Source organism: Acidovorax sp. FG48 (assembly GCF_057809085.1).
Window position 1 is genome coordinate 66914 of sequence record NZ_JBMDJH010000016.1, and the last position, 24855, is coordinate 91768.

The window sequence follows — 24855 nt, forward strand, 5'->3', positions numbered from 1 at the left end:
CATGACCCTCAAGTTTTTACAGTAGCTGCATGCCTTCCGAACCCGCCAATTCGGCACCCACCAACGAGGGCAACAACAACTCTGAAGGAGCTTGATATGCAAAAGCGAACCCTGGGCAAAAATGGCCCAGAAGTCTCCGCCATCGGCCTGGGCTGCATGGGCCTGACCTTTGGCTACGGACCGGCGACGGAAAAATCGACCGCCGTTGAATTGATCCGAGCCGCATACGAACGCGGTATTACGTTCTTCGACAGCGCCGAAGCCTACGGCGCGGTGAATGAAGAAATGCTCGGAGAAGCCGTCGCTCCCTTTCGCGACCAGGTGGTCTTGGCCACGAAGTTCGGATTCAAGGACGGCATCGCCACGGCCGGCCTTGACAGCACGCCCGAGCGCATCCGGGTAGTGGCTGAGCAATCGCTCAAGCGCCTGAAGACGGATCGCATTGACCTCTTCTACCAACATCGCGTAGACCCGAACGTACCAATGGAAGACGTGGCGGGCACAGTCCGTGATCTCATCCAGGAAGGCAAGGTCAAGCACTTCGGCCTGAGCGAAGCTGGCGTACATGCCATCCGCGCTGCGCATGCGGTCCAGCCCGTGGCTGCACTGCAGAGTGAATACTCGATGTTCACCCGTGAGCCTGAACATGAAATCATCCCAACCCTGGAAGAACTGGGCATCGGTTTCGTAACCTTCAGCCCGCTGGGCAAGGGCTTCCTGGCAGGCAAGATCGATGCCTCCACGACCTTCGCCGAAGGCGACGTGCGCAAGAATCTGCCCCGTTTTGCCGACGAAGCCCGTGAGGCCAATCACAACCTGGTTACGTTGATTGGCGAAGTAGCCAAGCGCAAGAACGCCACGCCAGCGCAAATCGCGCTGGCGTGGTTGCTGGCACAAAAACCATGGATCACTCCGATCCCCGGCACTACCAAGCTGCATCGCCTGGAAGAAAACATTGGCGGCGCCAGCGTCGAACTGACGGCTGCCGACCTGAAGGAGCTGTCTGATGTGATGGCCAAGGTCCCCGTCACGGGCGAGCGCTACAACGCCCAGATGATGAAGACGGTCAACCGTTGAGGGCCAGGTATGAACGCACAAACACTCAATGGACGCGTCGCGCTTGTCACCGGTGGCACGACCGGCATTGGCTTCGGCTCGGCCAAGCGCTTGCTTGAACATGGGGCAACCGTCTACATCACTGGCCGCCGGCAAGAGGTGCTCGAAGCAGCAGTCGCTAGGCTTGGTAGCGGTGCCCGTGGCCTCCAGGCAGACGTTAGCAACAAAGCCGACATGCAGCGCGTAGCCGACACCATCAAGGCCACCCACGGCACGCTGGATATTTTGTTCGCCAACGCTGGCGGCGGTCACGCCACCCCTCTTGAGCAGCTGACCGAAGAGCAGATCGACAGCGAACTGTCCATCAATATCAAGGGCGTAGTTCTGACCATGCAGACGATGCTGGGCGTGCTGCGCAACGGCGCCTCTGTGGTGCTCAACGCCTCGATCACTGCGGACATGGGCCTGTCGGGATTTGCAGTCTATGCGGCGACGAAGGCGGCAGTGCGCTCGCTCGCCCGCAGCTGGACGACGGACCTCAAGCACCGTGACATCCGCGTCAACACCATCAGTCCGGGTGTCGTGCCCACCGAAGGATACGGCAAAGAGCAGAAGATGACCGAGCAGCAGGTGGCGGACTATGTAGAGCGCGTCTCGGCAGAGATACCTGCGGGCCGCGTGGGCTCAACGCAAGACATCGGAGACGCGCTGGTGTTCCTGGCGTCCGACGCAAGCACATACATCCGTGGCATTGATCTGGTCGTGGACGGTGGCATGACCAGGGTCTACGCCGGCAAGAACTGAAGGAGCCAGAACTATGACCGCAAGCCAACGGGACGAAGTCCACATCGTATGCGAGCTGCGCTGCGAGACGGCCAACCGAGACCGGGTGCGGGAACTGGCGCTGCAGTTCGTAGAACCCGCCAGGGCAGAAATAGGCTGCCTGTACTACCAGCTACATCAAAAGCGCGACGATCCCAACACGTTCCTCATCATCGACGGATGGGTCAACCAAGCGGCTGTGGATGCACACGCCGGCAATGCCCATGTTGCCGATGTGATGAGAGAGCTGGCACCGCTGCTGACCTTCGGGCCCTCGCTCACCTTTACTCGGCGTGTGAGCGAGTGATGCGCTCTCCTCGGGCCGTTGATCCGGCGAGGGAAATCATGACCTTGATCATCCTCAGAAATTGACGACTTACTTTACTGACAGGGACATCGTATGAAGCGACGAACCATCCTCAATCTGGCAGTCAGCGCATCTGCTGCCGCAGGCCTGTTGGGCCCCGCTGCAGCTCGCGCAACCGACGCGAAGACTTTCGTTCTGCTACACGGAGCATTTCACGGCGGCTGGTGCTGGTCGCCCGTGGCCGAGCGCTTGCGAGCTGAAGGGCACCGGGTCTTCACTCCAACGTTTACCGGCGTTGGCGAACGCGCCCACTTGCTGAATCCAACCGTTGATCTGAACACGTTCATTCAAGACGTCATCGCCGTCGTGGAAATGGAGGAGTTGCAGCGGATCACGCTCGTGGCGCACAGTTTCGGCGGCTACGTCGCCAGCGGCGTCATTGACCGCATACCGGGACGCATTGCGTCAGCCATCTACCTCGACGCTCCCATGGGCTCCAACGGAGTGTCAGTGCTGGGCGAGGCTCCGGCAGACGTCAGGCAGGCACGCCTTGCAGCAGCGGTGGATTTGAACGGCACCCGCGCTATTGCACCGCCATCTTCCACCGCCTTTGGATTGTCCGAGGCGGCGCAAGTTGCGTGGGTCAATCGCAGAATGACGCCGATGCCACTGAGGGCCTACGAAACGCCGCTCACGCTGAAAGGGCCGCCAGGGGGAGGGCAGCCGAAGCGCTTTATTCGATGTGTCGAACCTGCACTCCCCAATATTGAGGCCTCGGGAAGGTATGCCCGTGAGCACGGGTGGAGATACTCGGAGCTGCGCACTGGGCATGACGCGATGATTTCAATGCCGACTCAAGTCGCTGAGATGCTGTTGGTGGATTGACTACGTGATCGTGGTGGCCACAAGCAGTGGATTCGTGACGACAGATGCATCCTCGATGGCTGTGTCAGCCATAGCATGGCAGAAAGGCGTCCGGCGATATTGTGCGCTGTCTGCTCTTGGTAGCAGTAGTCGTTCAGCGACATCGGATCGAGCGACAGCAACCAGCCTAAAGCCGCCACGCCTGAAGGTTCAGGGTTGGATGTCGTCAACTTCTGTTTGCATTCGAACGAAACTTTCTAGCTGACTAAGACGAGCCAATCCGGCCTGAGCAACATCGAAGCTTGGGCAATGTTCGATGCCGTACAGCAACTTGACATGGCACTTCCTAGGATCGTTGGTCTCGGACTGCCTAAGCTGCCTACTGCTGTTCCAGAATCTCCAGAGCCTCTTTCGCAATCGCCAGCGAGAGTTCCTCATGAAGAATCCCAGCCTTTAGCACCAAGTGTTGCAAACGACGTTCGCGACTAGGCTCCTTGCCGATGAAGTCGCGCCGTTCAATGCGCTGGTAGATGTCAAGCTTGGCCTGGTGCATCGCCTGCAGTCGGGCGATTTCCTTCTCAAGCCCCGTGGGGCCAACCGCAGCCTCGGCGCGCAGGCGCACCATGAGCTCGTCGCGCAGGGGCGTGGGGTCCTGCTGCTCGGCGATCCAGCGCCGGAGTTCCTTGCGACCTGAAGGCAGCAGGCGGAACTGGCGCTTTCGGCCGCGGCCCGTCTCCGCGGGCAAAGCCTCGATCCATCCTGCTTCCTCCAGCCGTGCCAACTCGCGGTAGATCTGCTGGTGCGTGGCGTGCCAGAAGTAGCCGATGGACTTGTCAAAGCGCTCGGCGAGCTCCGAGCCCGAGCAGGGGTGCTCGACAAGGGCAGTGAGAAGGGCGTGGGGCAGGGACATCGAAAGGGTGCGCCGGGAGGAAACTGCAAAGGCCGCCATCTTGCCTGAATCGGGAGGGTTCTTCATTGTTTATGCAACCAGTTGCATAAATGCGGGATACTGACTATATTTGTGCAACTGGTTGCATAAACAAGAAAGAGACCTGCGATGAACGCCATCCTGAAACCCGCCCCGGCCCCGCTGAAATCTCCGGCTGACAGCAATAGCCCCTATCCACACCTGCATGCCCCGCTGGACCTGGGCTTCACCACGCTGAAGAACCGCGTGCTCATGGGCTCCATGCACGTGGGGCTGGAGGAGGTGGCCAACGGCTTCGAGCGCATGGCAGCTTTCTATGCCGAGCGCGCGCGCGGCGAGGTCGGGCTCATCGTCACGGGCGGCATTGCACCCAACGAGCGCGGTCGGCCCATGCAGGGCGGGGCCATGCTGGTCAACGAGCACGAGGCCGCGCAGCACCGCAAGGTGACCCAGGCCGTGCATGCTGAGGGCGGCAAGATCGCGATGCAGATCCTGCACTTCGGTCGCTATGCCTACCACCGCGACCTGGTGGCCCCGAGCGCGCTGCGCGCACCCATCAACCCCCACGTGCCGCATGCGCTCACCGCTGATGAGGTGGAGCAGACCATCGAAGACTTCGCGCGCTGCGCCGCGCTGGCCCAGCACGCGGGCTACGACGGGGTGGAGGTCATGGGCTCCGAGGGCTACCTGATCAACGAGTTCATCGCTGCGCGCAGCAACCACCGCGATGACGCCTGGGGCGGCAGCTACGCCCACCGCATGCGCTTTCCGGTGGAGATCGTGCGGCGCACGCGCGAGCGCGTGGGGCCGAACTTCATCATCATCTACCGCCTGTCCATGCTCGACCTGGTGGAGGGCGGCTCCACGCTGGCCGAGGTGATCGAGTTGGCCCAGGCCATCGAGGCGTCGGGCGCCACCATCCTGAACACCGGCATCGGCTGGCACGAGGCACGTATCCCCACCATCGCCACCAAGGTGCCGCGCGCGGCCTATGCGTGGGTGACAAAGCAGGTGATGGGGCAGGTGGGCATACCGCTCATCACCTCCAACCGCATCAACACGCCCGAGGTGGCCGAGCGCCTTCTGGCCGAGGGCTTTGCCGACATGGTCTCCATGGCGCGGCCCCTGCTGGCCGATGCCGACTTCGTGCGCAAGGCGCGCCAGGGCCGGGCCGACGAGATCAACACCTGCATCGCCTGCAACCAGGCCTGCCTGGACCACACCTTCGGCGGCAAGATCACCAGTTGCCTGGTCAACCCCCGCGCATGCCACGAGACGGAACTGGTCATCGCCCCCACCGCCGCCAAGAAGCGCATCGCCGTGGTCGGCGCCGGTCCGGCCGGCCTGAGCTTTGCTGTCACGGCCGCCCAACGCGGCCATGCAGTGGTGCTGTTCGATGCGGGCAGCGAGATCGGCGGCCAGCTCAACATCGCCAAGCAGGTGCCGGGCAAGGAGGAGTTCTACGAAACCCTGCGCTACTACCGCCGCCAGCTGGAGCTGCACGGTGTGGAGGTGCGCCTGAACACCCGAGTAGAAGCTGCCGACCTGGCGGGCCAGGGATATGACGAGGTGGTGGTGGCCACAGGCATAAAGCCGCGCACCCCGGACATCGAAGGCATCGACCACCCCAAGGTGCTGAGCTACCTGGACGTTCTGCGCGACAAGAAGCCGGTGGGCCGGCGCGTGGCCATCATCGGCGCGGGCGGCATCGGCTTCGACGTGGGCGAGTACCTCACGCACGAAGGCGAGAGCGGCGCGCTGGCACCTGCCAAGTTCAATGAGGAGTGGGGCATCGACCCCGCCTATGCCCAGGCCGGCGGTCTGCGCCCTGCACAGGTGGAAGCCCCCGCGCGCCAGGTGCACCTGCTGCAGCGCAAGAGCAGCAAGGTCGGCGATCAGCTGGGCAAGACCACGGGCTGGATCCACCGCACCTCGCTCAAGGCGCGCAACGTGGGCATGAGCTCGGGCGTGGCCTATGAGCGCGTGGACGATGCGGGCCTGCACATCACCATCGATGGCGGCGCACCCCAGGTGCTCGACGTCGACCACATCGTAGTCTGCGCCGGCCAGGAGCCGCTGCGCGCGCTGTACGACGCGCTGGTGGCCGCGGGCCAGAGCTCCCACCTCATCGGCGGTGCCGACGTGGCGGCCGAACTCGACGCCAAGCGCGCCATCCTGCAGGGCACGACGCTCGCCGCATCCATCTGACTGATTTTCGATTTATCCCCAGGAGACACACCATGACCGAAGCACCGAAGAACATCCACCCCGCCGTCGCCCGCTCGCTCGACACCTGGCACCACATGGTGGCCAGCCGCGACCTGTCGAACCTGCTCTCCATCGTGCATCCCGACGCGGTGTTCCGCTCGCCCATGGCGAACACGGCTTACACCTCGGCCCCGGCGCTGATGCTGGCCCTGTCCACGGTGATCCAGGTGTTCGAGGACTTCACCTACCACCGCCAGCTGGCCACCGACGACGGCCTGAACATCGTGCTGGAGTTCAGCGCCCGCGTGGGCGACAAGCAGCTCAAGGGGATCGACCTGGTGCGCTTCAACGAGCAAGGCCAGATAACAGAGTTCGAAGTCATGGTGCGCCCTTTGAGCGGCCTGCAGGCCCTGGGTGCCGAGATGGGGGCGCGGCTGGGCGACAAGCTTCCGGCCTTCAAGGCAAAGGCTTGAAGCGTTCGTAAAAGAAAAGACAGGAGACAAAGCCCATGACCGCCACCACCGCACCGCCAACTTTCGCGCCTTGGGAGAGTTCCTACCCGCCAGCCCTGCGCAACTACCAGCTCGACTTGGCGGCGCTGCCCGCCAATGCTGCGCAGCTGGCCACGCAGGCCGCGGCGGACCACGGGGACCAGCCCGCATTCACATTCGTACTGCCCACGGGCGCGAACGTGGTGCGCAGCTTTCGCGAGATCGATGCCCTGTCGGACGCCTTCGCCGTCTGGCTGGTGCGCGAGCAGGGCCTGCAGGTGGGCGATGTGCTCGCGCTGCAGTTGCCCAACAGCCTGCACTATCCCATCGCGGTGTTCGGTGCGTGGAAGGCCGGGGTCATCGTGACCAACGTGAACCCGCTGTACACCGGGCGCGAGCTGCGCCTGCAGCTCGAAGACAGCGGCGCGCGGCTGCTGTTGGTGTGCGACATGTTCCTGCCGGTGGCGCGGCCTGTTGCAGAAGAGTTGGGATTGCCGGTGTTGACGGCCAGCCTGTGGGACTTTTTTGAGGAACCCGTGGCCTCAGCCATCCGCGCCAAGATGGCGGGGCCTGCCGACCCCGCCGCGGTGCCGCTGCCGCGCATGGTCGATGCGCTGGCGCAGGGCAAGGCGCTGGCACCTGTCGACCACCGCAGCCACCCCGTGGCGGTGTATCAGTACACGGGCGGAACCACCGGGCGCAGCAAGGGCGCGGTGATCACGCACGGCAACATCCTGGCCACCCTGCGCATCACGCGCGATTTTCTGGATGCCTACGACGGCCCCCAGCGCGGCGAGACCATGCTCACCGGGCTGCCCATGTACCACGTGTTCGCTTTCATGGTGAACTTCCTGGTGTTCTTCCAGGTGGGGGCGCGCAACCTGCTGGTGCCCAACCCGCGCCCCATGTCCAACCTGCAAAAGACCTTCGAGCAGTTCGACGTGCAGTGGACCGCCGGGGTGGACACGCTGTTCGCTGGCCTGATGGCCGAGCCCTGGTTCCAGGCCAGCCCACCGAAGCTGCGCTACGCGTTTTCGGGTGGCACGGCCTTGCGTACATCGACCGCGCAGGCCTGGCAGGCGCTGGTCTGCCCCATCATCGAAGGCTATGGCATGACAGAGACGTCCTGCATCGTCTCGTGCAACCCGCCCTCGGCCACGCCGCGCCTGGGCACCGTGGGTGTGCCCATGCCTGGTTGCCGCGTGCGCGTGGTGGATGATCAGGGGCGCGACCTGCCCCAGGGCGAGCGCGGCGAGCTGCTGGTGCGGGGCCCGCAGGTCGTGGCCGGCTACCTGCATGCGCAGGCCGACAGCGCCAGTGCGATCAAGGACGGCTGGCTGCACACGGGCGATATCGCGCAGCTGGAAGAGGGTGGCTACATCCGCATCGTGGACCGCAAGAAGGACATGATTTTGGTCTCGGGCTTCAACGTCTACCCCAACGAGGTGGAGGACGTGCTGGCCGCCCACCCCGGCATCGCCGAGGCCGCCGTCATCGGTGTGCAGGATGCCGCCACCGGCGAGGCCGTACGCGCCTTCGTCGTGCCGCGCAACCCCACGCTCACGGTCGAGGACGTGGAGCGCCACTGCCGCACCCAGCTCACGGCCTACAAGGTGCCGCGACAGATCGTCTTCCGCGATCAACTGCCCAAGTCGCCGGTGGGCAAAATCCTCAGGGCTTCGCTGCGCGAAGCAATGTGATCGTGGTCTGATGCGCGCTGCGGCTCTTGCAGACTCGATTTACAGGTACGGCGGCAATGCAGCGGTTGGAGCCGTTGTAACACCAACAGCGAACGAGTGGTCGGGGCCAGTCTGCAGTCGCGGAACCTTCCGCAGATCGCATTGCTCGAACGACCGCACCGGAGTGCGCTGCGGTCATCGCTGTCATTGTCGCTCGACTATCTCGAGAATATGGCGCTTCAACGACCGCTGGCATCCGAAGCGAACTGGCACTGGTCGCTCAAGAGAGAGCTCCGATGCTGCAGTTTGGTCGTGGCATAGCCATGGCCTCGGCAGGCGCAGCAGCCATTGGTCAATCACGGTTGCTGCTGCCCACCTTGAAATGACGTAACCCAGAAAGCATTCAAGACGCGAAGAGGCAAAACTGGATTAACATTTTGATACGTCACGCACGTCGACGGCACACAACCGCGATGGCTCTTGGAAGGCAAGGCCGAGCCCATCTCAAAGATTGGTAAAGGAAGAGACGTTGACGATCCTTCAAGAGATCCAGAAGTGGTCCCAGAGCTTGCCTGACTGGCAGCAGGACGCAATCCGCAGGCTTTACATCGACAGGGAGCTTTCGGCGACCGATCACGACGACCTGTTCGCGATGGCCAAGGTTGTCCAAGGCATTGAGGACCCAGAGGGGCGCGAGGCCGTCAAGCTGGGCACGGCGGAGGTCGCGGCACCGCCTGTGGCGGAACGTCTGGTTCAGATCGTCGCTATCAAGAATCTCGTTAACGTCAACGCGTTGGCGGAAGGTCAGTGCCTCCCCGTCGCACAGACAGGCCTCACGGTCATCTATGGCGAGAACGGAGCAGGAAAGTCGGGCTATTCCCGTGTACTTAAGAAGGCGTGCAGAGCCCGCAGTCAGACAGAGCCGATCCTGCCGGATGCCCGCAAGGCCGGCGCGAAGGCCGAGCCACCAAGGGCGGAGTTCGACGTCATTGTCGACGGCGCGCAGGCGCGGCTAGCTTGGGTAGGCGGCCATGATGCTCCTGAGCAATTGTCGGAGATCGCGATCTTCGATTCGCACTGCGCACGCGCTTACCTCGACAACGAGGGCGACTTCGCTTATGTGCCCTACGGCTTGGATATCCTTGAGGGCCTGGTCAAGGCCTGCGGCGCAGTGAAAGCGATGGCAACCAAAGAGATGGTGGCCCACAAGCCCAACCTCGAGCCTTTTGCGATGCTTGCCAGGACAGCGACCGCAGTCGGGCGCACGCTGTCCGCGTTGTCGCATTCGACCAATGCCAAGGACATTGAAGACCTTGCATCATTGAGTGAGGATGAGCTGGCCAAGTTCGCCGCCCTCAACAAAGCCCTTGCGGAGCAAGATCCGAGGCAGAAGGCGCAGGCTCTTCGCAACCGAGCCAGTCGTTTTGTGGGGCTGGCGAACCGCATAGACGCCGCGCTCGCCTCGGTGGATGACCGCAAGGTCCAATCGCTGCGCGAGCTCGTGACGAAGTCCAATCTGGCCAAGGAAGCCGCACAGCTCGCCTCCAAGCAATTCAGGGAGACGCCCGGTCTGCTGCCTGGAACCGGCGGCGAGCCTTGGCAGGCATTGTTCGAGGCTGCCCGTGCCTACGCGGCAATCTCGCACGAAGGACACGCATTTCCAGGCCTTCCTGCCGACGCCTTCTGTCCGCTCTGCCAGCAGCCCCTCGGCGACGGCGGCGTTGCTAGACTGGTCGTGTTCGATACGTTCATCCAACAAGAGGCCGAAAAGGCGGCGAGGAACGCAAAGGCCACGGCAAAGGAAGCCTACCTCGCCGTTCAGAATGCTGCCTTGGATCTCGGGATCGACGACGCGCTGGGCAAGGAGTTGCAAGAGGCGTTCCCCGAGACCTTTGGCGACTTCGCCGCCTTCCAGAAGGCCACACAAGAGCGCCGAGCCGCTGCGATGCAGGCGTCTGGGTCGACTATCTCTTGGGAGTCGATCGCTGCGCTGCCGGCCTGTCCTAGCGCTGGCCTGTGCGACAAGGCCGAAGCGCTGTCAGAGGAGGCGAAGTCGCTCGAGGACGCCGCGAACGTCAATGCGCGCGCGGAAATGGTCCTCCAACAGGCCGAGCTCGACGCGCGCGTGAAGCTCTCCGAAATCAAGAGTTCCGTGCTGGAAGCGCTTGAGAAGCTTGTTCACAACGCGAAGTTGAAAGCCTGCGCCGACGGCATCGTCGTGACAGGCATCTCGCGCAAATCGACCGACCTGTCGGAGAAGATGGCAACCCAGGAGGTGGTGGACGCCCTCAATGAGGAGCTTCGCGCTCTCAATGTCCACGAGCTGTATGTTGCGATGAAGCCCGAGTCCCCCAAAGGCAAGACGCAGTACAAGCTGCGGCTGCAACTACCAGGCGGTGGTGCTCCTTCTGCGATCCTCAGCGAGGGCGAGCAGCGAAGCATCGCGATTGCATCCTTTCTAGCGGAGGTCCGCCTGGGTAGGGGTCGCGGCGGTGTCGTTTTCGACGACCCCGTCTCGTCACTCGACCATCGGCGTCGATGGCACGTTGCCGCTCGACTCGTCGAGGAGTCCAAGATCCGGCAAGTCATCGTGCTGACGCACGACGTCTACTTTCTTCGCATCGTCCAACAGCAGGCCGAGCTGGCCCGCGTAGGCATTTCGACGCAGTGCATCGGGCGAGGGCCTGCCGGCTTCGGAGTCCGAACCGAACGCCTGCCCTTTGACACGCTGAGCACTTCGAAGCGTGTGAAGGCGTTGCGGGCGATGCAAGTCGAAGTGGCAAAGGCGCACAAGGCTAACGACGAAGCTGCGGCAACGCGCCTCAGCCGGGAAGCCTACTCCCATCTGCGCATGGCATGGGAGCGCGGGGTCGAGGAGGTCTTGCTTGACAACACCGTCGTCCGCTTCGACGAGGGCGTTTCGACTCAGCGTCTGAAAAGCGTCGTAGTGGAAGACGCGGACTACCACGAGGTGAACGCCGGCATGACCAAGAGCTCGAAGTTCTCAGGGCACGACCCGGCGATGGTCGCGCAAATCCCAACACCACACCCCGACGAGCTACGCGATGACATTGACAAGCTAGAGACCTGGCGGGCAACCGTCGAGTCCCGGAAGGCGACAGTCCAGGCGAGGCGAAAGTGATCTTCTGCGTCGCTCCCTAACGCCAGGGGTATGCGGGCGCTTAAGCCTCAGTCCTTTGGGGAGCGAACTAGACGCGTCGCAGCAGCTAGGGGTCGCGTTCTGCCATTGTTGTGTGACCAGCAGTCGGCGGCGGGATCTGAGGCATGACGCAGCGGGCGGCCCGTCAGGCAGTGACATCCCAGTCATGGTCGCTCGGCAATCTTGAGAATCTGGCACTTCAAGGTCCGCTGTCAGCTCGGGCCAACTGGAGCGGCGCCTCAGCACTGGACACAATCCCCGCCGCGCGCCGCCAACGCTTCCAGACATATCGACGCTGAGGTGAAAATCGGCATATGTCCGGACCGTACGATTTCCAGAACCTTTCATTCGACGACTTTGAGCGGCTCTGTGCCGATCTCATGCAGGAACGGTTAGGGCTGCAGCTCGAGTCATTCCGGACTGGGCGCGACGGCGGAATCGACTTGCGCCACGCCCCAACGAAAGACCGCACGACAATCATCCAATGCAAGCGTTACGCTCCCGATGCATTCGCCCGCCTGTACTCAGACCTCGGGGCAAAGGAACTAGCGAAGGTCAAACGGTTGAACCCACAGCGTTACGTCGTCTGCACATCGTGCAGATTGAATCCGGACCAAAAGGGCAAGCTGCTCGCTCTCCTGGCACCATACTGCCGCAGTTCGGCAGACATCTACGGAGCGTCAGAACTCAATCGCCTCATCGCTGAGAACGAGGCCATTGAGCGGCGCAACTTCAAGCTCTGGCTCGGTTCGACTGCCGTGTTGCAGCGGGTTCTCCATGCCGGTATCTTCGCTTACAGCGAACATGAGGTTGAAGTCCTGCAACGTGAGATCTCGCGGTACGTCGTGCACCAAGGGTTTGACCGGGCCCTGCAGATCCTCGATCAAACGCACCACTGCATCATTGTCGGCCTTCCGGGTGTCGGCAAGACAACTGCAGCACGCCTATTGCTTGCCCACTATCTCAGAGACGGATACGAGGTCGTTTCGGTGTCGCGGGATGTCGAGGAGGCCTGGAAAGTGCTCAATCGCTCAAATGACGCCAAGCAGATCGTCTACTACGACGACTTCCTTGGACAAGTCACTTTCTCTCAGAAGCTAGAGAAGAACGAAGACCGGCGAATACTGGAACTGATTACGCACTGCAAGAACAGCAAGAACAAGCGCTTCGTCCTAACAACGCGCGACTACATCCTCGACCAGGCGTTGGGGGCGCACGAACCACTGGATCGCGCGAGAAGCAACCTCAAAAGTTCTACTGTGACTCTGGACGACTACAGCCCCGTCGTCCGCGCGAGACTACTCGCAAACCATCTGCAGTTCTCGAACCTCGGTCGGGAGAATCTTCAGGCCGTGGTGAGCGAACGCACATACGAGAAGATCCTCAAGCACCCGAATTTCCTTCCGCGCATCATTGAGCAGATTTGCTCCGACAGCGAAGTCGAAGGGCGAAGCCCGCAGGAGTTCATCAGTAATGCCGTCGAAGTTCTTAACGACCCGGCACGCGTGTGGCTTCGCCCATTCCAACAGCTCAGTCCCGACGCCCGTTTACTGGCCTATGCGCTGGCCAGCCTCGACGGCAACAGCGACACCGAGCGGCTTGAGCAGGCTTGGCGAGCTCTAAAGGCCCAATTGAAGGTCCCGAACGAGCGAGCCTTCACGGATGTTTTGCGGGAACTGGAAGGCTCATTCACCCATTCTCAGAAGTACCCAGCAGTTGGAAGATCTGCCGCGCGCGAAGCGTGTCTCGTCCGGTTCGTCAATCCGTCGGTACGGGAGTTTGTCATGTCAGATCTGGTCAGCGAGGGCGACCGTCTGGGTGCCATCTTCAGATCAGCCGTCTCCTTCACGCAACTCCTGTTCTGGCGAGAGTCCCGCCTCACTGTGACCAGCAAGCCCGCTGCAGCTCTCGCTGCCGTTCACGCCGACACCATCGCAGCCAAGGCCATCACCCTTCTCTCAGTTGGCGATGCGGCCTTAACTGTGCTGTCAGGCAAGCAGACGATTCTCTGGAGTGCTTCGGCCCGTCAGATCTCGCGGCTTAATAACTTGTTCAGAGCGTTTGCCGAAATGACGCGGCCTGACCTAACGGACAGAGTCGGCATCGCCCTCTTCGGCAAAGACCTTGACGCGTTCACGAAGTTGTTGTTCGGCGGCGATCTCACCTGGGCCGCGCAAGTTCTTGAGCCAGTACTGAAGGCGCTGAAATCGGTCGATCCAGAGGGGGTGACGGCGTCATGCAACTCGCTCCAGATCCAAGAATGGCCCTCGCTTGCGCACGACTTTATCGATGTGCGCAACATTTGGGAGACCGCGCTGCGCGTTCTTGAACTGACGTCGTCATCGCCCGAGCGATACGATCAAATGCGTGCGCTGCTCATCGGAAGAACCAGAAGACTTTGCGAGGAACTTCCCAGTGACTTGAGCGCAGAGGAAATCGGAAACGCTGGCGACGAACTCGACCTTGTGATCATGGACCTGGACCTTGACCTGGAACTGGACGATGAAAAGGCGTCTCTCAAGGCACGCGCCGCGAAGCAGCGAGAGTCAGAGGAAGACGAAGACGAATCCTCAGCCATCACGTCCAACTGGTTTCGCGAAGATCTAGCCGCGCCGTCCGATGTGGACGGCATCTTCAAAACATTGGCTGAGCAACTCGACAGATCCTGATCTGTTAAACCGGTTTGAACGATATCCGTAAGCTGTGACGGGGTTCACCCAAAAATCTCCAAACTTCCGCCAGACGCCGCCATGCGCCAGATGGTCAACCTTGTATGTGCGACGAGTTGTCCCTGATTGACCGGTTAAGGATGTCCAGCGGACTGACGCGCTTGTCGAGCGTGACTTGATGGTTTCGCGAGCGGCAGTCGCTCGCCTCTGAAATCTCAACGTCAGCAATCAGCCTGAAGCTGCCCTCATCTGCTCGACGGCTGCTTCGCAGCGATTGCTGCCATTCACGGACGCGCTTCCACAGCACGGTGACCAACCCAAAGCGGTCATTGTCCGCGCCTGTACTTTATTCAATCAAACGGCGGATATCTGGTGGGTAGCTGCCGTTTTCGCCCGGCAGAATCAGGGCAACGCCACAAATGTCCGGTTTCGACAATCGCGAATATGTGCTGCCGACCCAAAGCAGGTGTAGCGACTAATCAAATGGCCGTCTGACAGCGGTCATTCAAGCGCGTGTTGATTTCCACGCAGAAGTGACCCACTAACCCCCGGGATTTCCATCCAAACCTGACCCACGTACTAACCCTAACCTGCTGCTATGTTGAGCAGCAGGAGACCAGGAGTGATAGACGTGGCAACACTGAGTGTCATCAGGCGCTGGGCCCTGCGAGAGCAGCTGTCCATCAGGGAGATCGCCCACCGCACGGGCCTCTCGCGCAACACCATCCGCAAGTACCTGCGCGCAGGCGAGGCCGAGCCGCACTACGCCAAGCGGGTCAGTCCTTCCAAGCTCGATCCCTTCGCATCGAAGCTCTCGGGCTGGCTCAACTGGCAGTTTGGGTGGCATGGACTCATTGCGAGCGGGGCGTGAAGGGCACGGGTGTCGCGGGCGGCAGCACCTGCGCCAGGTAGCGGTCCAGGTCGGCCTGCCAGAGCGCGGGGTACTGGTGGATGCCATGCCCGTCTTGCCCCTGCGGCGGCGCATAGTCCACCATGCGGCCTTGCCCGCCTGCGGCGCGAAACGCCTCGAAGCTGGCGCGGCTGCTGGCCAGCGTGTAGTACGAATCATGCTCGCCATACAGCCACAGCGTGGGCCGGGAAAAGGCCGCGCCGCGCACGAAGCCCGTGCGGTTGACGGCGGCACCGGCCTCCCTGCAGGCCTCGCCCAACCAGCCGCCTACGAAGTTGACGACGCCTAGGAACATGCCAGGCCGCGTGCCCGCGTAGGCCACCGAGAGGATGCCCCCGCGCGAGACGCCGCCGATTAATAGACGGGTCTTGTCCACGTCGGGGCGCTGCTGCAGGTGCGACATCACCACGTCCAGGTCCGTGATGGCCCTGTCCAGGCCTGGCAAAGAGCGGTCTGGTTGGCATGAGTAGCCGGCCGAGCGGGTGGCGCCAAAGCCCTCGTCGTACAGGCCGTCGGACTTGCCGCGCCCGCGCCGCTGGGGAAACACCACCTGCCAGCCTTTGGAGGTGAAGTACTGCGCCACTTCTGGGCTGGTCCAGGTGAAGGTGAACCACGCGGGCCGGTTGCCAGCGCCGGTGGAGCCGTGGTTGAAGACCACCGTGGGGAGCGGACCCCTGGCATCGAGGGGGCGGTAGACCACTGCCTCCAGCGTCTGGGCGCGACCGTCGTCGCTGACCCAGGGTGTGGGCAGGCGCTGAACGGAGCGGGTGTAGTGCGGCGCGATGGGCCGGTTGCTCAGCACGCCGGCCAGCAGCAGTTGCGTCTCGGGGCGCCAGGCGGCGATCTCCATCTCGCCACTTTCGCCAAGGCCCTCGCGCAGGCGCATCACCAGGCGCGCACCGGTACGCAGCCGCGCGTGCAACTCCCTGCCGACGAAGCTCGCCTGCGTGCGGTCCGTTACCTGTGGCTGCTGTTCGTTCGCCCCGGCGTAGACCACCGTGGCGCCCGTGGCGGTGACCGATTCGACCGCGATGCGGATGTCGCAAGCCCGCGCCATGCAGGCCGAGCCCTGCCACACGCCGCTGAAGCGGGCCTTGCCCGCAGGCAGCGCGGTATTGGGCGGGGTGATGACCACGTCTGGGGGCAATTGGGCAGCCACCGCACTCTCCGAAAGGGCTGGGCTCAGGCCTGGCATGTAGGCTGGCCAGGCTGTGGCTGCTGCCGGTGCCGTGGGTGCTGCCAACTCCGGTGTGGGTTGCTGCGCGGTGGCCGACGCACCCGGCAGCGCCAGCAGCGGCGCACAGAGCAGTAACAGGGCGGCGGTGCGCGCCCGGTATGGCTTGGCTGTTCCGGTCAACAAGGGAGAGGAGCGTGCGGTGCGGGCGGAAGGTGGTGAGCGCATGGAGCCATTTTCCACAGGCTTTCTTAACGCCGGCCAAAGGCGCTTGGGGATGCATGGGCACCGGCAGCCGCAGGTGAAGGTCAATCAGCGAGCGCGAACACCAGCAATACCATGCATGGCCCATGAGTTGCTGCCGCGTCGCTGGACATGTGCACATGCAAGCGGCCTAGGGAGGACCGCTTTGTTTGTAGGTGCCGCGACCGGGAGGAATGGGTCGATAGCTGCCGCTGGATGCCCGTGACTTGATCGGCTGCTACCAGCCTGTACCTGCCATAGCAGGGGGCAGAAATCGGTCTGGAAGCGTCTCAATTGGGACTTGCAGAATACCCGGACGTAGCGCTACAGCCGATCGAAGAGTCCTCTCTGTGGTCCACCGCGACTCGGCAGAGACTTGAGTAGCTGGCGCAGTCGCTCGGGCTCGTGGTCGCGCAGCCATCGAATCTCAGCACTGCAACGACCTTCGAGCTGGGTTCTTGATATGTCGGGGTCCGCTAAGACAGCCTCCCTGACTCGCTCTATGCATACGGCTTCTCGCCCTTCTTTGAGACGTTGGCGCCACCTGATTCGCAAACCTTCATCCATCTCGAGCCAACGGACAACATCGGATCGACCGACTTCAAGTCGCTTCATTACTTCAGCATAGCTGTCACAGCAATCAAATGCTTCGTACACCTTTTTCGGTGCGGTGGTCGAAGTTGGCCCCAAGCGCTCAAACAACGGTAGCTGATCTGGTACCGACGGAGTCTCGACGGCCGAAGCGCTGAGAAATGCGGAGGCTGCTTCGGCTGCAGAGGACCAGTCCAAAGTTGCCCACAGCAAAATCCAGCGCACTGGGTGGTTGAGCTTTTTGCGCCAGAGCACTGCGGGTATCCACTCTCCCGATCCAAAAGAACCCAATCCGAATCGCTCATTCATACAAATTGAGGCAACCTCTAGATTCAGGAACCACTGAATGAGACGCTCATGACGTACGCGGCTAGACGAATGGATAACACCCATTTGGAAAAGTCTATTGAGCGCAAACGCCCTAAGCCCGTCCGTATGTACCGAGCCAACTTGGTTCAGAGTGCAGCCGATCTCGGCAAGAATTGCGAGAACCCGCATCTCTCGACACGAAGCCACTATCGGACCGTAAGCTGCAAGCGGTGGAAGTCTCCATTGCTTGCTTCTTTTGTGCTCAGCCAACAATGGCACTTGATGCCAGGGGCATACCCAGGTAGTGGGAAACTGGTGCTCGGTGTGCCAGTAGGCCCTTCCGCCGTTCTCGAAGTCAGAAGTAGCACATCTGTCACACCACTTAAGCGGGTGGCTCAGTGGCCTGGTTCGCGATACTCCGCTCGCCATCCTTCGCCAATGTTGGCTCTCACCTGAGATTGCACGCTCTCCCACTTTTTCTTGTTCTTGCAGAGACATGAACGGAAGGTAGTAGCCGCAGATGGTGTGACGACGCAGAACCTCCAGAGCATCACTAGCGTTTGCCTTCCTTAGAAGTGGCAAATTGCGCAGCGAGGCCGGTATGTCGTGCTGGCGAACTGCATGCAGGGTGCCCAGCAACTTCAGCCCTGTATGTGAGGCCATCCGGCTTCCATCCATCAAGTGGGCGGCGGCGCACCAACTATAGAGCGTCTCGTCGCGATGAATCAGAGGCAACGTCGGGTTGCCCTCATATGTGCAAGGCATGCGCTACACCAAGGTCTATGAATGCACAGGCACCATCCAGTCACTTTTTCAGATTCTTTTTCTGAGCCTCCAAGGTCTCATACATACTTTCGATATGACTTTTAGTGATTCCCAGCATTCGTATATCGTCTTCGGAAAGATTTTTTATCTGCTCTAGTTTTGCCTGCAGTTTGTTCGCATTCCTCGTCACCTGAGATTTGTAGTTCTTCAGGTGGCGACCGAGCACATTGACCTGGGATTTCGACAGTCCGCTGACATTTTCTTTAAAAGCCTCAGGAGGCATCTTGACTTTTGGCGCCGCGACGTTGTCGGGGATGTCGACGAAGTGGTTGTTTGCGGGTCCTTCCAGACGAATGGCCTCAGCGATCTTTTTTAAATTCCGAAACTGTGGCGAATCGATGGCCACCGAGTAGTCCTCTTCCGTTACCGTCGCAGAGGACTTTGCCCGGCGCAATGCAGACCGTTGCGCCTCAATGTGAAGGACGGCGAACAAACCAACCAAGCCGCCGCTGTAGCGAAACTCAAGCTGACTCCTGAGCTCAGGGTCTATAGCCCAGCTCTCCACAACGGAGAACTGCCTAGCCATGGGAACAAAATCTCTCGCCCACCAAGGGTCGATGACGCTAGTTGCTGGCTTCAACCCATGATCTCCGCCAACGCTGAACCGTCTCATGACCTGGCTCGAGCTTTCCAGTTGCTCAAACGCCAGAGGATTTCCAGCAAGGACGACGGAAACACCTAAATTCATTAGTTGCATGTAGAACAGCACGAACTCCAGGGCCCACGGGCTGTCCTGAAAATTTGACTGCTGCTTTTCGTCAATGCAAAGCAGCGCCACTCGATGGTGGACCAAGAGCTTGCAAACCACGACTAAGAGGGAATCGATATTTCCGGTACGCTGGTGTTGTTGGAAATACCCGGTTCCCAAGGCCTCGTCCAACCCATGCAAAATTCGTTTAAGCAAACCGCCTCGAGTGCCATTGCTGGCATGGTCAATTCGCAAGTACACGCATTGCTTGAGACCATACATGCCCCAAGCTTCGCAATCTTCATGGTCGATGACTTGATGCGGCGCTATTATTTCAAGCGTCCGTTCAATCAGGGCTGTTTTACCAGACCCTGTCATGCCCTTTAATATCATCCCTCCGCCATTCATCGATTGCGTCTTCTTGATCGATTCGACGGACAAAGAAACACCAACTTGGTTGACTCTTCTCTGCTCTTCTTTCCGCACAGGGTTATTCGAAGCTAGAGCTTGTCTAAAGAGCTTCTGGATACCTGCAGCAGGTTCTAAGACTTGCGCTGTCGAGACAAAGCGTTGACTCATATCGTCGAGGAGAGGCTCCCGATAAGCCGGCGGTATGCTCTGCCAATCAACTGAGTAGCTTTTGTTCAACCTCCGTGGGAGATCAGAAAATGGAATCAATCCTGGTACCCTTTCGATGAATGGATTGGGACCATGGAGCAGTTCTGGCCGTGCTTGGATTTCGATATTCATGGTGTTCTTTGGGGAAGTCTGACCAATGTGCTTGATCAAGTTGGGATCGCCGAGGCATGAAATGCCTGCATTGCAAGCTCTGCCGCGGAAGCGGTTGCCTCCTTTTCACCGTGAGGCGGTTGTGGCGTGACGATCTGCGCGGTCGTCATCGCTTTGTCTTGCTGTCGGAGAAGCTCCAACTCCATCTTTTTATTTTTATCTAAATTAGAGATCAGGCTTCGTTTTGAAGGCTTCTTTGGCAATAGTGCGAGTTCCGCCGCCTCTTCAGACCTGGCCTGGGCAATAGTCACACTCCTCTCCAAGACCCGATTGAAAGCAGCTTGTTCTCGTTGCCCAGCCATCAGGTCTATTTGAAGCACTTCTTCTTTCCAATAAGAGATCCAGTCCCCAAACGTCATTTTTTGAAGGATGGTTCTGTCGCGCTCAGAAGTTGTTACCCTAATCATTCCGTTACGAGTCGGTAACCAAGCTTGTGACAGGTCTGAATCATCAAACTTCATGCGTGTGCGAATATCTTTTCCGGAAATTTTCACTTGAGCAAGCAAACCAGTTTCGATGAGTTCTTGACTTGAGTATCGCAGTCGCGGCAAACGCATCTCACGACCATGAATTTTTGCGACGAGATAAATACCATTTTTTCTGATTACGGCGTCCACGTAAGGTAGACAGAATGCGCGAAGTGCTTCATAGTCAACGGGAATGGAAACATCCAGTCGTTTATTTTTAAGCCATTTGTATATATTGATTCGCGTCGGCGGAATACGGGGCTGCTCCAAAAGCATTTCATCGGGGGCTAGATCGGGCACTTCTTGTTCGCAGTTATGCCAAACAATGTGCTTAAGCAGTTCCCGCATGTACTCGGCATAGTTCAAGATGCCTTCGATAGCAGGGTGTGGCTCACCTCGTTTTCTCGGTTTTCCTTTTGTACTCCCCGGGATCCGACGATCTACATGCGAGTGATCTGCATGATGCTGTGATTCGATGCCCCCTTTTCGGTCGCCCCGATAAACCTCCGTGAACAGAATGCTGAAGCCGAACTGCTGCTCGGCCTCGGTTGGCTCTTGCGCTTTGAGCTCACCGTTATCAGTGAGGACCGCGCGTGTCAGGATAGATGGCATAGCGCCAGCGGGATAATCAGGGTACCAGCGTCGCGCCCAAGCGTCTTTATTCGGATCCGCACCGTTTAGAATTGCCCGCAACGCGGTTTTCGGGGAAGCCGGCTCCCATCCGAGATACAGCCCGTAGATTAATCCAACCCGAGACTCTTTCAATATCAAGCGAGTCATCGGCGGGAGTTTTATTAGTCGACTGGAAAACGATGTGCAATAAACATCGCTCGAAGTTCCGTCGAACATAGATTGTTGGCCGATTGCGACTATGGAATCCCTTTCTGATCCGCCTTTCGTCGCTGTGCTCTGACTCCAACGGGAAGTTCCAAGGAGATATTGCGAAACAGTCTTCTGGTTAAGCTTAGCCCCCCATCTTAGAAATTGATCGAAAGTCGGACGAAGGTGGGGTTCGTAAAGCTCCGCTCGAACGACGCCGTCCTTGTTAACTACGTGATTTGCCCAGTGCACCCCACTGACCAATAAGAAGGCATCTCTAGGCGGAGTTTCTCGATTTATCAGAAGAAATCCACATTTCAGGCGTTCCTTGTCTTCTTTAGTTAGAGGGTATCCGCGGCTATTTATGAGTCCTGCCTTATACAAGCGATTACTACGACCGAGTTTTTTCTCTTGCTTTTTTTCCACTCCCTTCCCGCCGCAGTTTTCGTATCCATTCAGTAGTGCATTTTTTTGAAAACCACCTTGCCAGAATTTGTTGATCCAACTTCTAAGTGAGGTTTCGCTGATACTTAGTTCTTTCGCTCGTGTTTTCACAGCGTAAGCGAAAGCCCCATCTGCCATCAACTCATCAATCAATCGGGGGATTGAGGAACTTGTATGGCACACCAATGGCCGAATCGCTTCATAGTGAAAATCCCGGTCCTTAAATCGCTTTAGCAGTTTCAGTTCTGCGGACTTTTTCGCGCATGCCAGCAACCTGTCCTCGTCCTTCATTGACAGCGCAGCATTGGTCTGCAGCTTTAATACATATGCACGATTGCTTATTATTAGATTACTAAGATACTGGACCTCAAGCTGGTAGGGTTTTCTAGCGTAGGCTTTGCTCTGAGTTTTCTTCTCAGGATGACGCCGTGCGAAGTCAATAACCCATACGATCTTTATCCCATCACGCTCGCCGAATCCGAGAATTCGCACCGTGCCGGTCAGTGCTGCACTACCTGGGGTGTTATCGATTACGTCGAGAAGGTTAAACGGTAGTTTCACATCAAGTCTCCGACCCAAGCTTGGCGCAAAGCTTCTCGAACGCCTCTTCCACCACGGATCAGTGGTTCCCACGGGCGCAGGGGGGCACTGAGATCGTGATCAACATCCTGCCGCCAAAGAGCTAAATGGAATGCTACGTTGACTATTTCTGGTTGAATCGAGCTTTTGCGCTCAATGACTGCTAGTAACTCGTCGGCTGAACACTCGTATCCTCGAAGATTCAGTAGTTCTAGTACATCTGCATAAAGGGCTGACTGGACAATTTTCTCGATTTGCGTTGATGTAAGTCGGGGTTCAAGTAGATCAAGGTTTACACAAAGTTCTCTTGGAAGACGATGTGCGTCAATGACGACATGTCGGATATTAATTCGCTTGCAATATCGGCGCATCAGCTCAAGACGTTCTTTCGCCCTTAGTGTTGGATCAGGTGCATTTGTGATTGACTCCGGCTTGTTCTCTAGCGCAACCAAGCGGTAGTGGCCGGAGGAGCTGAGCCATGTTGTGACTTCATCTATGGTTCCGACATAAGGGATGTTAGTGCCCACATATGTGCCGTGATCAATACCAGCATCGCGAGCTACATCAAGTAAACCGGGCACATCGCCCATAGTCTCGTAGCCAGGTAATTCTCCGGCTGGATGAGGATGCGACCATGGCCAAGCTGGAAAAGCCTCCCGGACATCTACCGCCCCAAGCCATTTGGCCGCCTGAATAGTTCGCTTTTCAGCTATGGAGCGAAAATGGTGCAGCCTAGCGAAACTGACGCCAGGGAGGTGGCCCATGACACCACGAGTTGAAAAATCTCTCTTGGTCACTCGGAGCCAGGGCTTGTATCGCTGAAAGCTCCCTTGACCGTAGCCGGCGTCTATCAGATTTCTCAGCTTTCTTTCGGTCATTAGGCCAGTTTGAGGCGGAGGGCCCCGCCTTGGCAAAGTGAACTCACCCCAAGTGAAATCAGTTGACTTCCACATACCTTGCTCGCCGTTTTTTCGTGAGCTTATGCCAAATCAGCAGATGACGCGCATTCGGTCAGTAACATTTCTTGCATTTGAATTGAGCATTGAATTACAGATTGGTCAATTCAATTGCAGCTGCGCAAATGTTTTATCTGCATCAGAACTCCTAACTCCCAAGCAATTAAAGACATTCGGATGGTCAAAGAATCCCAAAGCAGTACAACGATTTAGGCTCTCAAATGAATTGCACGCATAGTTGTCTGGGAAATATTTTTCCTGACTAATTCGAATGTCATTTCCCTTGCATTTAAGTAGCCGGTGCCACCACATCTGGGAATTTGCAATAATTTGTAAAATCGCACGTTCTGCAGAACCTCAAGCGTAAGCACGGGCTTATTCAAATGCAGCACTCGAGCATTGGTGGAGCAAACTGGGCTCTGTGGGACCCCGGTTCGCTTGGAGTTCCCGTGGCTGCAAGCAGCTGTAAAACCCTGTGGAATCAGAGCATTCGGGACGTGACCGAGCGGTGAACGGTGCTCCAATCAGGCTCCCATTTGTTCGACCCGATTGCTCCTTCTGTGAATCGTTTGTTCCCATGGCCAGGCCGTGTGCGCCTGGCAGCTGTGCTGGCCCTGTCTCTTGCTGGCGTTGCTCTTCCGAATCTCTCCTGGGCGCGGTTTCCGCAGTTCGACAGTACGGCGCTGCTCACGCCCGAGCCCACTTCGTTTGCGCAGTGCCCGCAGTTCTTTGCGAAAGGCATACCACCGGCCATCACGTCCCGGCCCCAGTTGCGCGAGCTTTGCTATGAAGCGTTTGCGGTGCTGCACTCCGGGGCGACCAAGACACCGGTGTTTGTGGCCCAGCGCTTGAACCGCAGGCTCATCGAGGACGCTGACGAAAAACGGGCGAAGCGGTTCTTTGCGGATGCGCGACTCCCGAGTGGCGAGCGGGCGGAGCTAGAGGACTACAAGAACTCAGGGTACAGCCGTGGGCACATGGCCCCTGCAGGAGATATGCCAACGCCTACGGCGATGGCTCAGAGCTTCAGCTTGGCGAACATGGTTCCCCAAAACGCTCAGCACAACGGTGGCGCCTGGAACAAGATTGAGCAGGCCACACGGCACTTTGTAAAGCGGGCCAAGGGGGATGTGTTTGTGATCACGGGGCCTGTGTTCACGGATGCGGGGCCACGCATTGGAGCCAATGGGGTGAAGGTGCCGACCTATCTGTACAAGCTGGTGTACGACGCCACCAGCCAAAGGGCCTGGGCGCACTGGCAGGAGAACCGGGAGGGGGAGACGGTTGGGCGGCCGATCAGCTACCAGGAACTGGTGAAGCGCACAGGAGTGGAGTTTTTGCCAAGAAGTGCACTGCCGCATTGAGTTCCAGCAAGGACCGTGTCAGCGGCGGCGGTATAAATCGGTCTTTTCCAACCTCTACACGTGAGCATCCATGAACCGCGCAGAACTCGTTGAAATCCTGGCTTCCAAGAATGATCTGTCCAAGACTGCAGCCAATGCAGTACTGGAAACGCTGATCGACACGATCCAGACCGCCGTCAAGAAGGGCGATGCCGTGCAGCTGGTGGGTTTTGGGACCTTCAAGTCGGCCAAGCGTGCAGCACGCACGGGCAAGAACCCCTCGACCGGAGCTGCGCTGAAGATTCCTGCAAGCACAGTCCCGAAGTTTGTGGCGGGTGCGAAGTTCAAGGCTGTGGTCGATCCCAAGGCTGCCAAGCGCAAGGCGGACAAGGCCGGGAAGTAAGTACCGCTCGTTCGATCTCCACCGGAGCAAACCGCCATGGGCTTAGGCCTCTGGCGGTTTTTGTTTTTTGAGGGGGCGAAGAAGGAGTGCAAAACCCGCTGTGCACCAGCCCCTAAGTGCGCGTTAAGTGG

At 59.2% G+C, this 24855-nt stretch carries 17 protein-coding genes and 1 pseudogene; 12 read left to right on the plus strand and 6 right to left on the minus strand.

The window, feature by feature from the left end; all coding sequences use genetic code 11:
- Positions 1-96: 96 nt before the first annotated feature.
- The 4 genes from ACODSU_RS19290 (at position 97) to ACODSU_RS19305 (ending at position 3070) form a co-directional block, all read left to right on the plus strand.
- Positions 97-1077, plus strand: coding sequence for an aldo/keto reductase (locus ACODSU_RS19290; protein ID WP_056057390.1), 981 nt, complete (start codon positions 97-99; stop codon positions 1075-1077).
- A gap of 9 nt (positions 1078-1086) precedes the next feature.
- On the plus strand, positions 1087-1860 hold the full coding sequence (locus ACODSU_RS19295; protein ID WP_056057387.1) for an SDR family NAD(P)-dependent oxidoreductase: 774 nt from the start codon (positions 1087-1089) through the stop codon (positions 1858-1860).
- A gap of 13 nt (positions 1861-1873) precedes the next feature.
- Positions 1874-2185 (plus strand): putative quinol monooxygenase, encoded by a 312-nt coding sequence (locus ACODSU_RS19300; RefSeq protein ID WP_056057384.1) that lies wholly within the window; start codon positions 1874-1876, stop codon positions 2183-2185.
- 93 nt (positions 2186-2278) lie between these two features.
- Complete coding sequence (locus tag ACODSU_RS19305) at positions 2279-3070, plus strand: alpha/beta fold hydrolase (protein WP_488844033.1); 792 nt, start codon at positions 2279-2281, stop codon at positions 3068-3070.
- 358 nt (positions 3071-3428) lie between these two features.
- Here the strand turns inward: ACODSU_RS19305 and ACODSU_RS19310 are convergent, their stop codons facing one another.
- Positions 3429-3959, minus strand: a complete 531-nt coding sequence (locus tag ACODSU_RS19310; RefSeq protein ID WP_066788839.1) for a PadR family transcriptional regulator — start codon at positions 3957-3959, stop codon at positions 3429-3431.
- Between the two features lie 147 nt (positions 3960-4106).
- Between ACODSU_RS19310 and ACODSU_RS19315 the strand changes: the two genes are divergently transcribed.
- From ACODSU_RS19315 to ACODSU_RS19340, 6 genes and pseudogenes are all read left to right on the plus strand, one after another.
- Positions 4107-6185, plus strand: coding sequence for an NADPH-dependent 2,4-dienoyl-CoA reductase (locus ACODSU_RS19315; RefSeq protein ID WP_066788834.1), 2079 nt, complete (start codon positions 4107-4109; stop codon positions 6183-6185).
- A gap of 32 nt (positions 6186-6217) precedes the next feature.
- A complete protein-coding gene (locus tag ACODSU_RS19320) occupies positions 6218-6658 on the plus strand; it encodes a nuclear transport factor 2 family protein (protein ID WP_007854945.1) in 441 nt (146 codons plus the stop codon).
- A gap of 35 nt (positions 6659-6693) precedes the next feature.
- Entirely contained in the window at positions 6694-8376 is a 1683-nt protein-coding gene (locus tag ACODSU_RS19325) for an AMP-binding protein (protein ID WP_067511704.1), read from the plus strand.
- A 508-nt stretch (positions 8377-8884) separates the two neighbouring features.
- Positions 8885-11497 carry an AAA family ATPase gene (locus ACODSU_RS19330; RefSeq protein ID WP_488844037.1) on the plus strand — a complete coding sequence of 871 codons (2613 nt, stop codon included), beginning with the start codon at positions 8885-8887 and terminating at the stop codon, positions 11495-11497.
- A gap of 332 nt (positions 11498-11829) precedes the next feature.
- Positions 11830-14184: an nSTAND3 domain-containing NTPase gene (locus ACODSU_RS19335; protein WP_488844039.1), complete on the plus strand. Its 2355-nt coding sequence runs from the start codon at positions 11830-11832 to the stop codon at positions 14182-14184.
- Between the two features lie 622 nt (positions 14185-14806).
- Positions 14807-15010, plus strand: a pseudogene (locus ACODSU_RS19340) (winged helix-turn-helix transcriptional regulator); the annotation flags it as partial.
- Positions 15011-15035: 25 nt separating this feature from the next.
- On the opposite strand, the gene ACODSU_RS19345 reads toward ACODSU_RS19340, so the two are convergent.
- From ACODSU_RS19345 to ACODSU_RS19365, 5 genes are all read right to left on the minus strand, one after another.
- Entirely contained in the window at positions 15036-16496 is a 1461-nt protein-coding gene (locus tag ACODSU_RS19345; RefSeq protein WP_488844041.1) for an alpha/beta hydrolase family protein, read from the minus strand.
- Between the two features lie 339 nt (positions 16497-16835).
- Complete coding sequence (locus ACODSU_RS19350; RefSeq protein ID WP_488844043.1) at positions 16836-18176, minus strand: TniQ family protein; 1341 nt, start codon at positions 18174-18176, stop codon at positions 16836-16838.
- A 40-nt stretch (positions 18177-18216) separates the two neighbouring features.
- Positions 18217-19674: an AAA family ATPase gene (locus ACODSU_RS19355; protein WP_488844045.1), complete on the minus strand. Its 1458-nt coding sequence runs from the start codon at positions 19672-19674 to the stop codon at positions 18217-18219.
- Between the two features lie 35 nt (positions 19675-19709).
- Complete coding sequence (locus ACODSU_RS19360; RefSeq protein WP_488844046.1) at positions 19710-22004, minus strand: hypothetical protein; 2295 nt, start codon at positions 22002-22004, stop codon at positions 19710-19712.
- On the minus strand, positions 22001-22900 hold the full coding sequence (locus tag ACODSU_RS19365; RefSeq protein ID WP_488844048.1) for a hypothetical protein: 900 nt from the start codon (positions 22898-22900) through the stop codon (positions 22001-22003). Before ACODSU_RS19365 ends, ACODSU_RS19360 begins: the two co-directional genes overlap by 4 nt.
- Before the next feature lie 614 nt (positions 22901-23514).
- Here ACODSU_RS19365 and ACODSU_RS19370 point away from each other — a divergent pair.
- Entirely contained in the window at positions 23515-24342 is an 828-nt protein-coding gene (locus ACODSU_RS19370; protein ID WP_488844050.1) for a DNA/RNA non-specific endonuclease, read from the plus strand.
- A gap of 70 nt (positions 24343-24412) precedes the next feature.
- Positions 24413-24724, plus strand: a complete 312-nt coding sequence (locus tag ACODSU_RS19375; RefSeq protein ID WP_056057356.1) for an HU family DNA-binding protein — start codon at positions 24413-24415, stop codon at positions 24722-24724.
- Positions 24725-24855 lie beyond the last annotated feature (131 nt).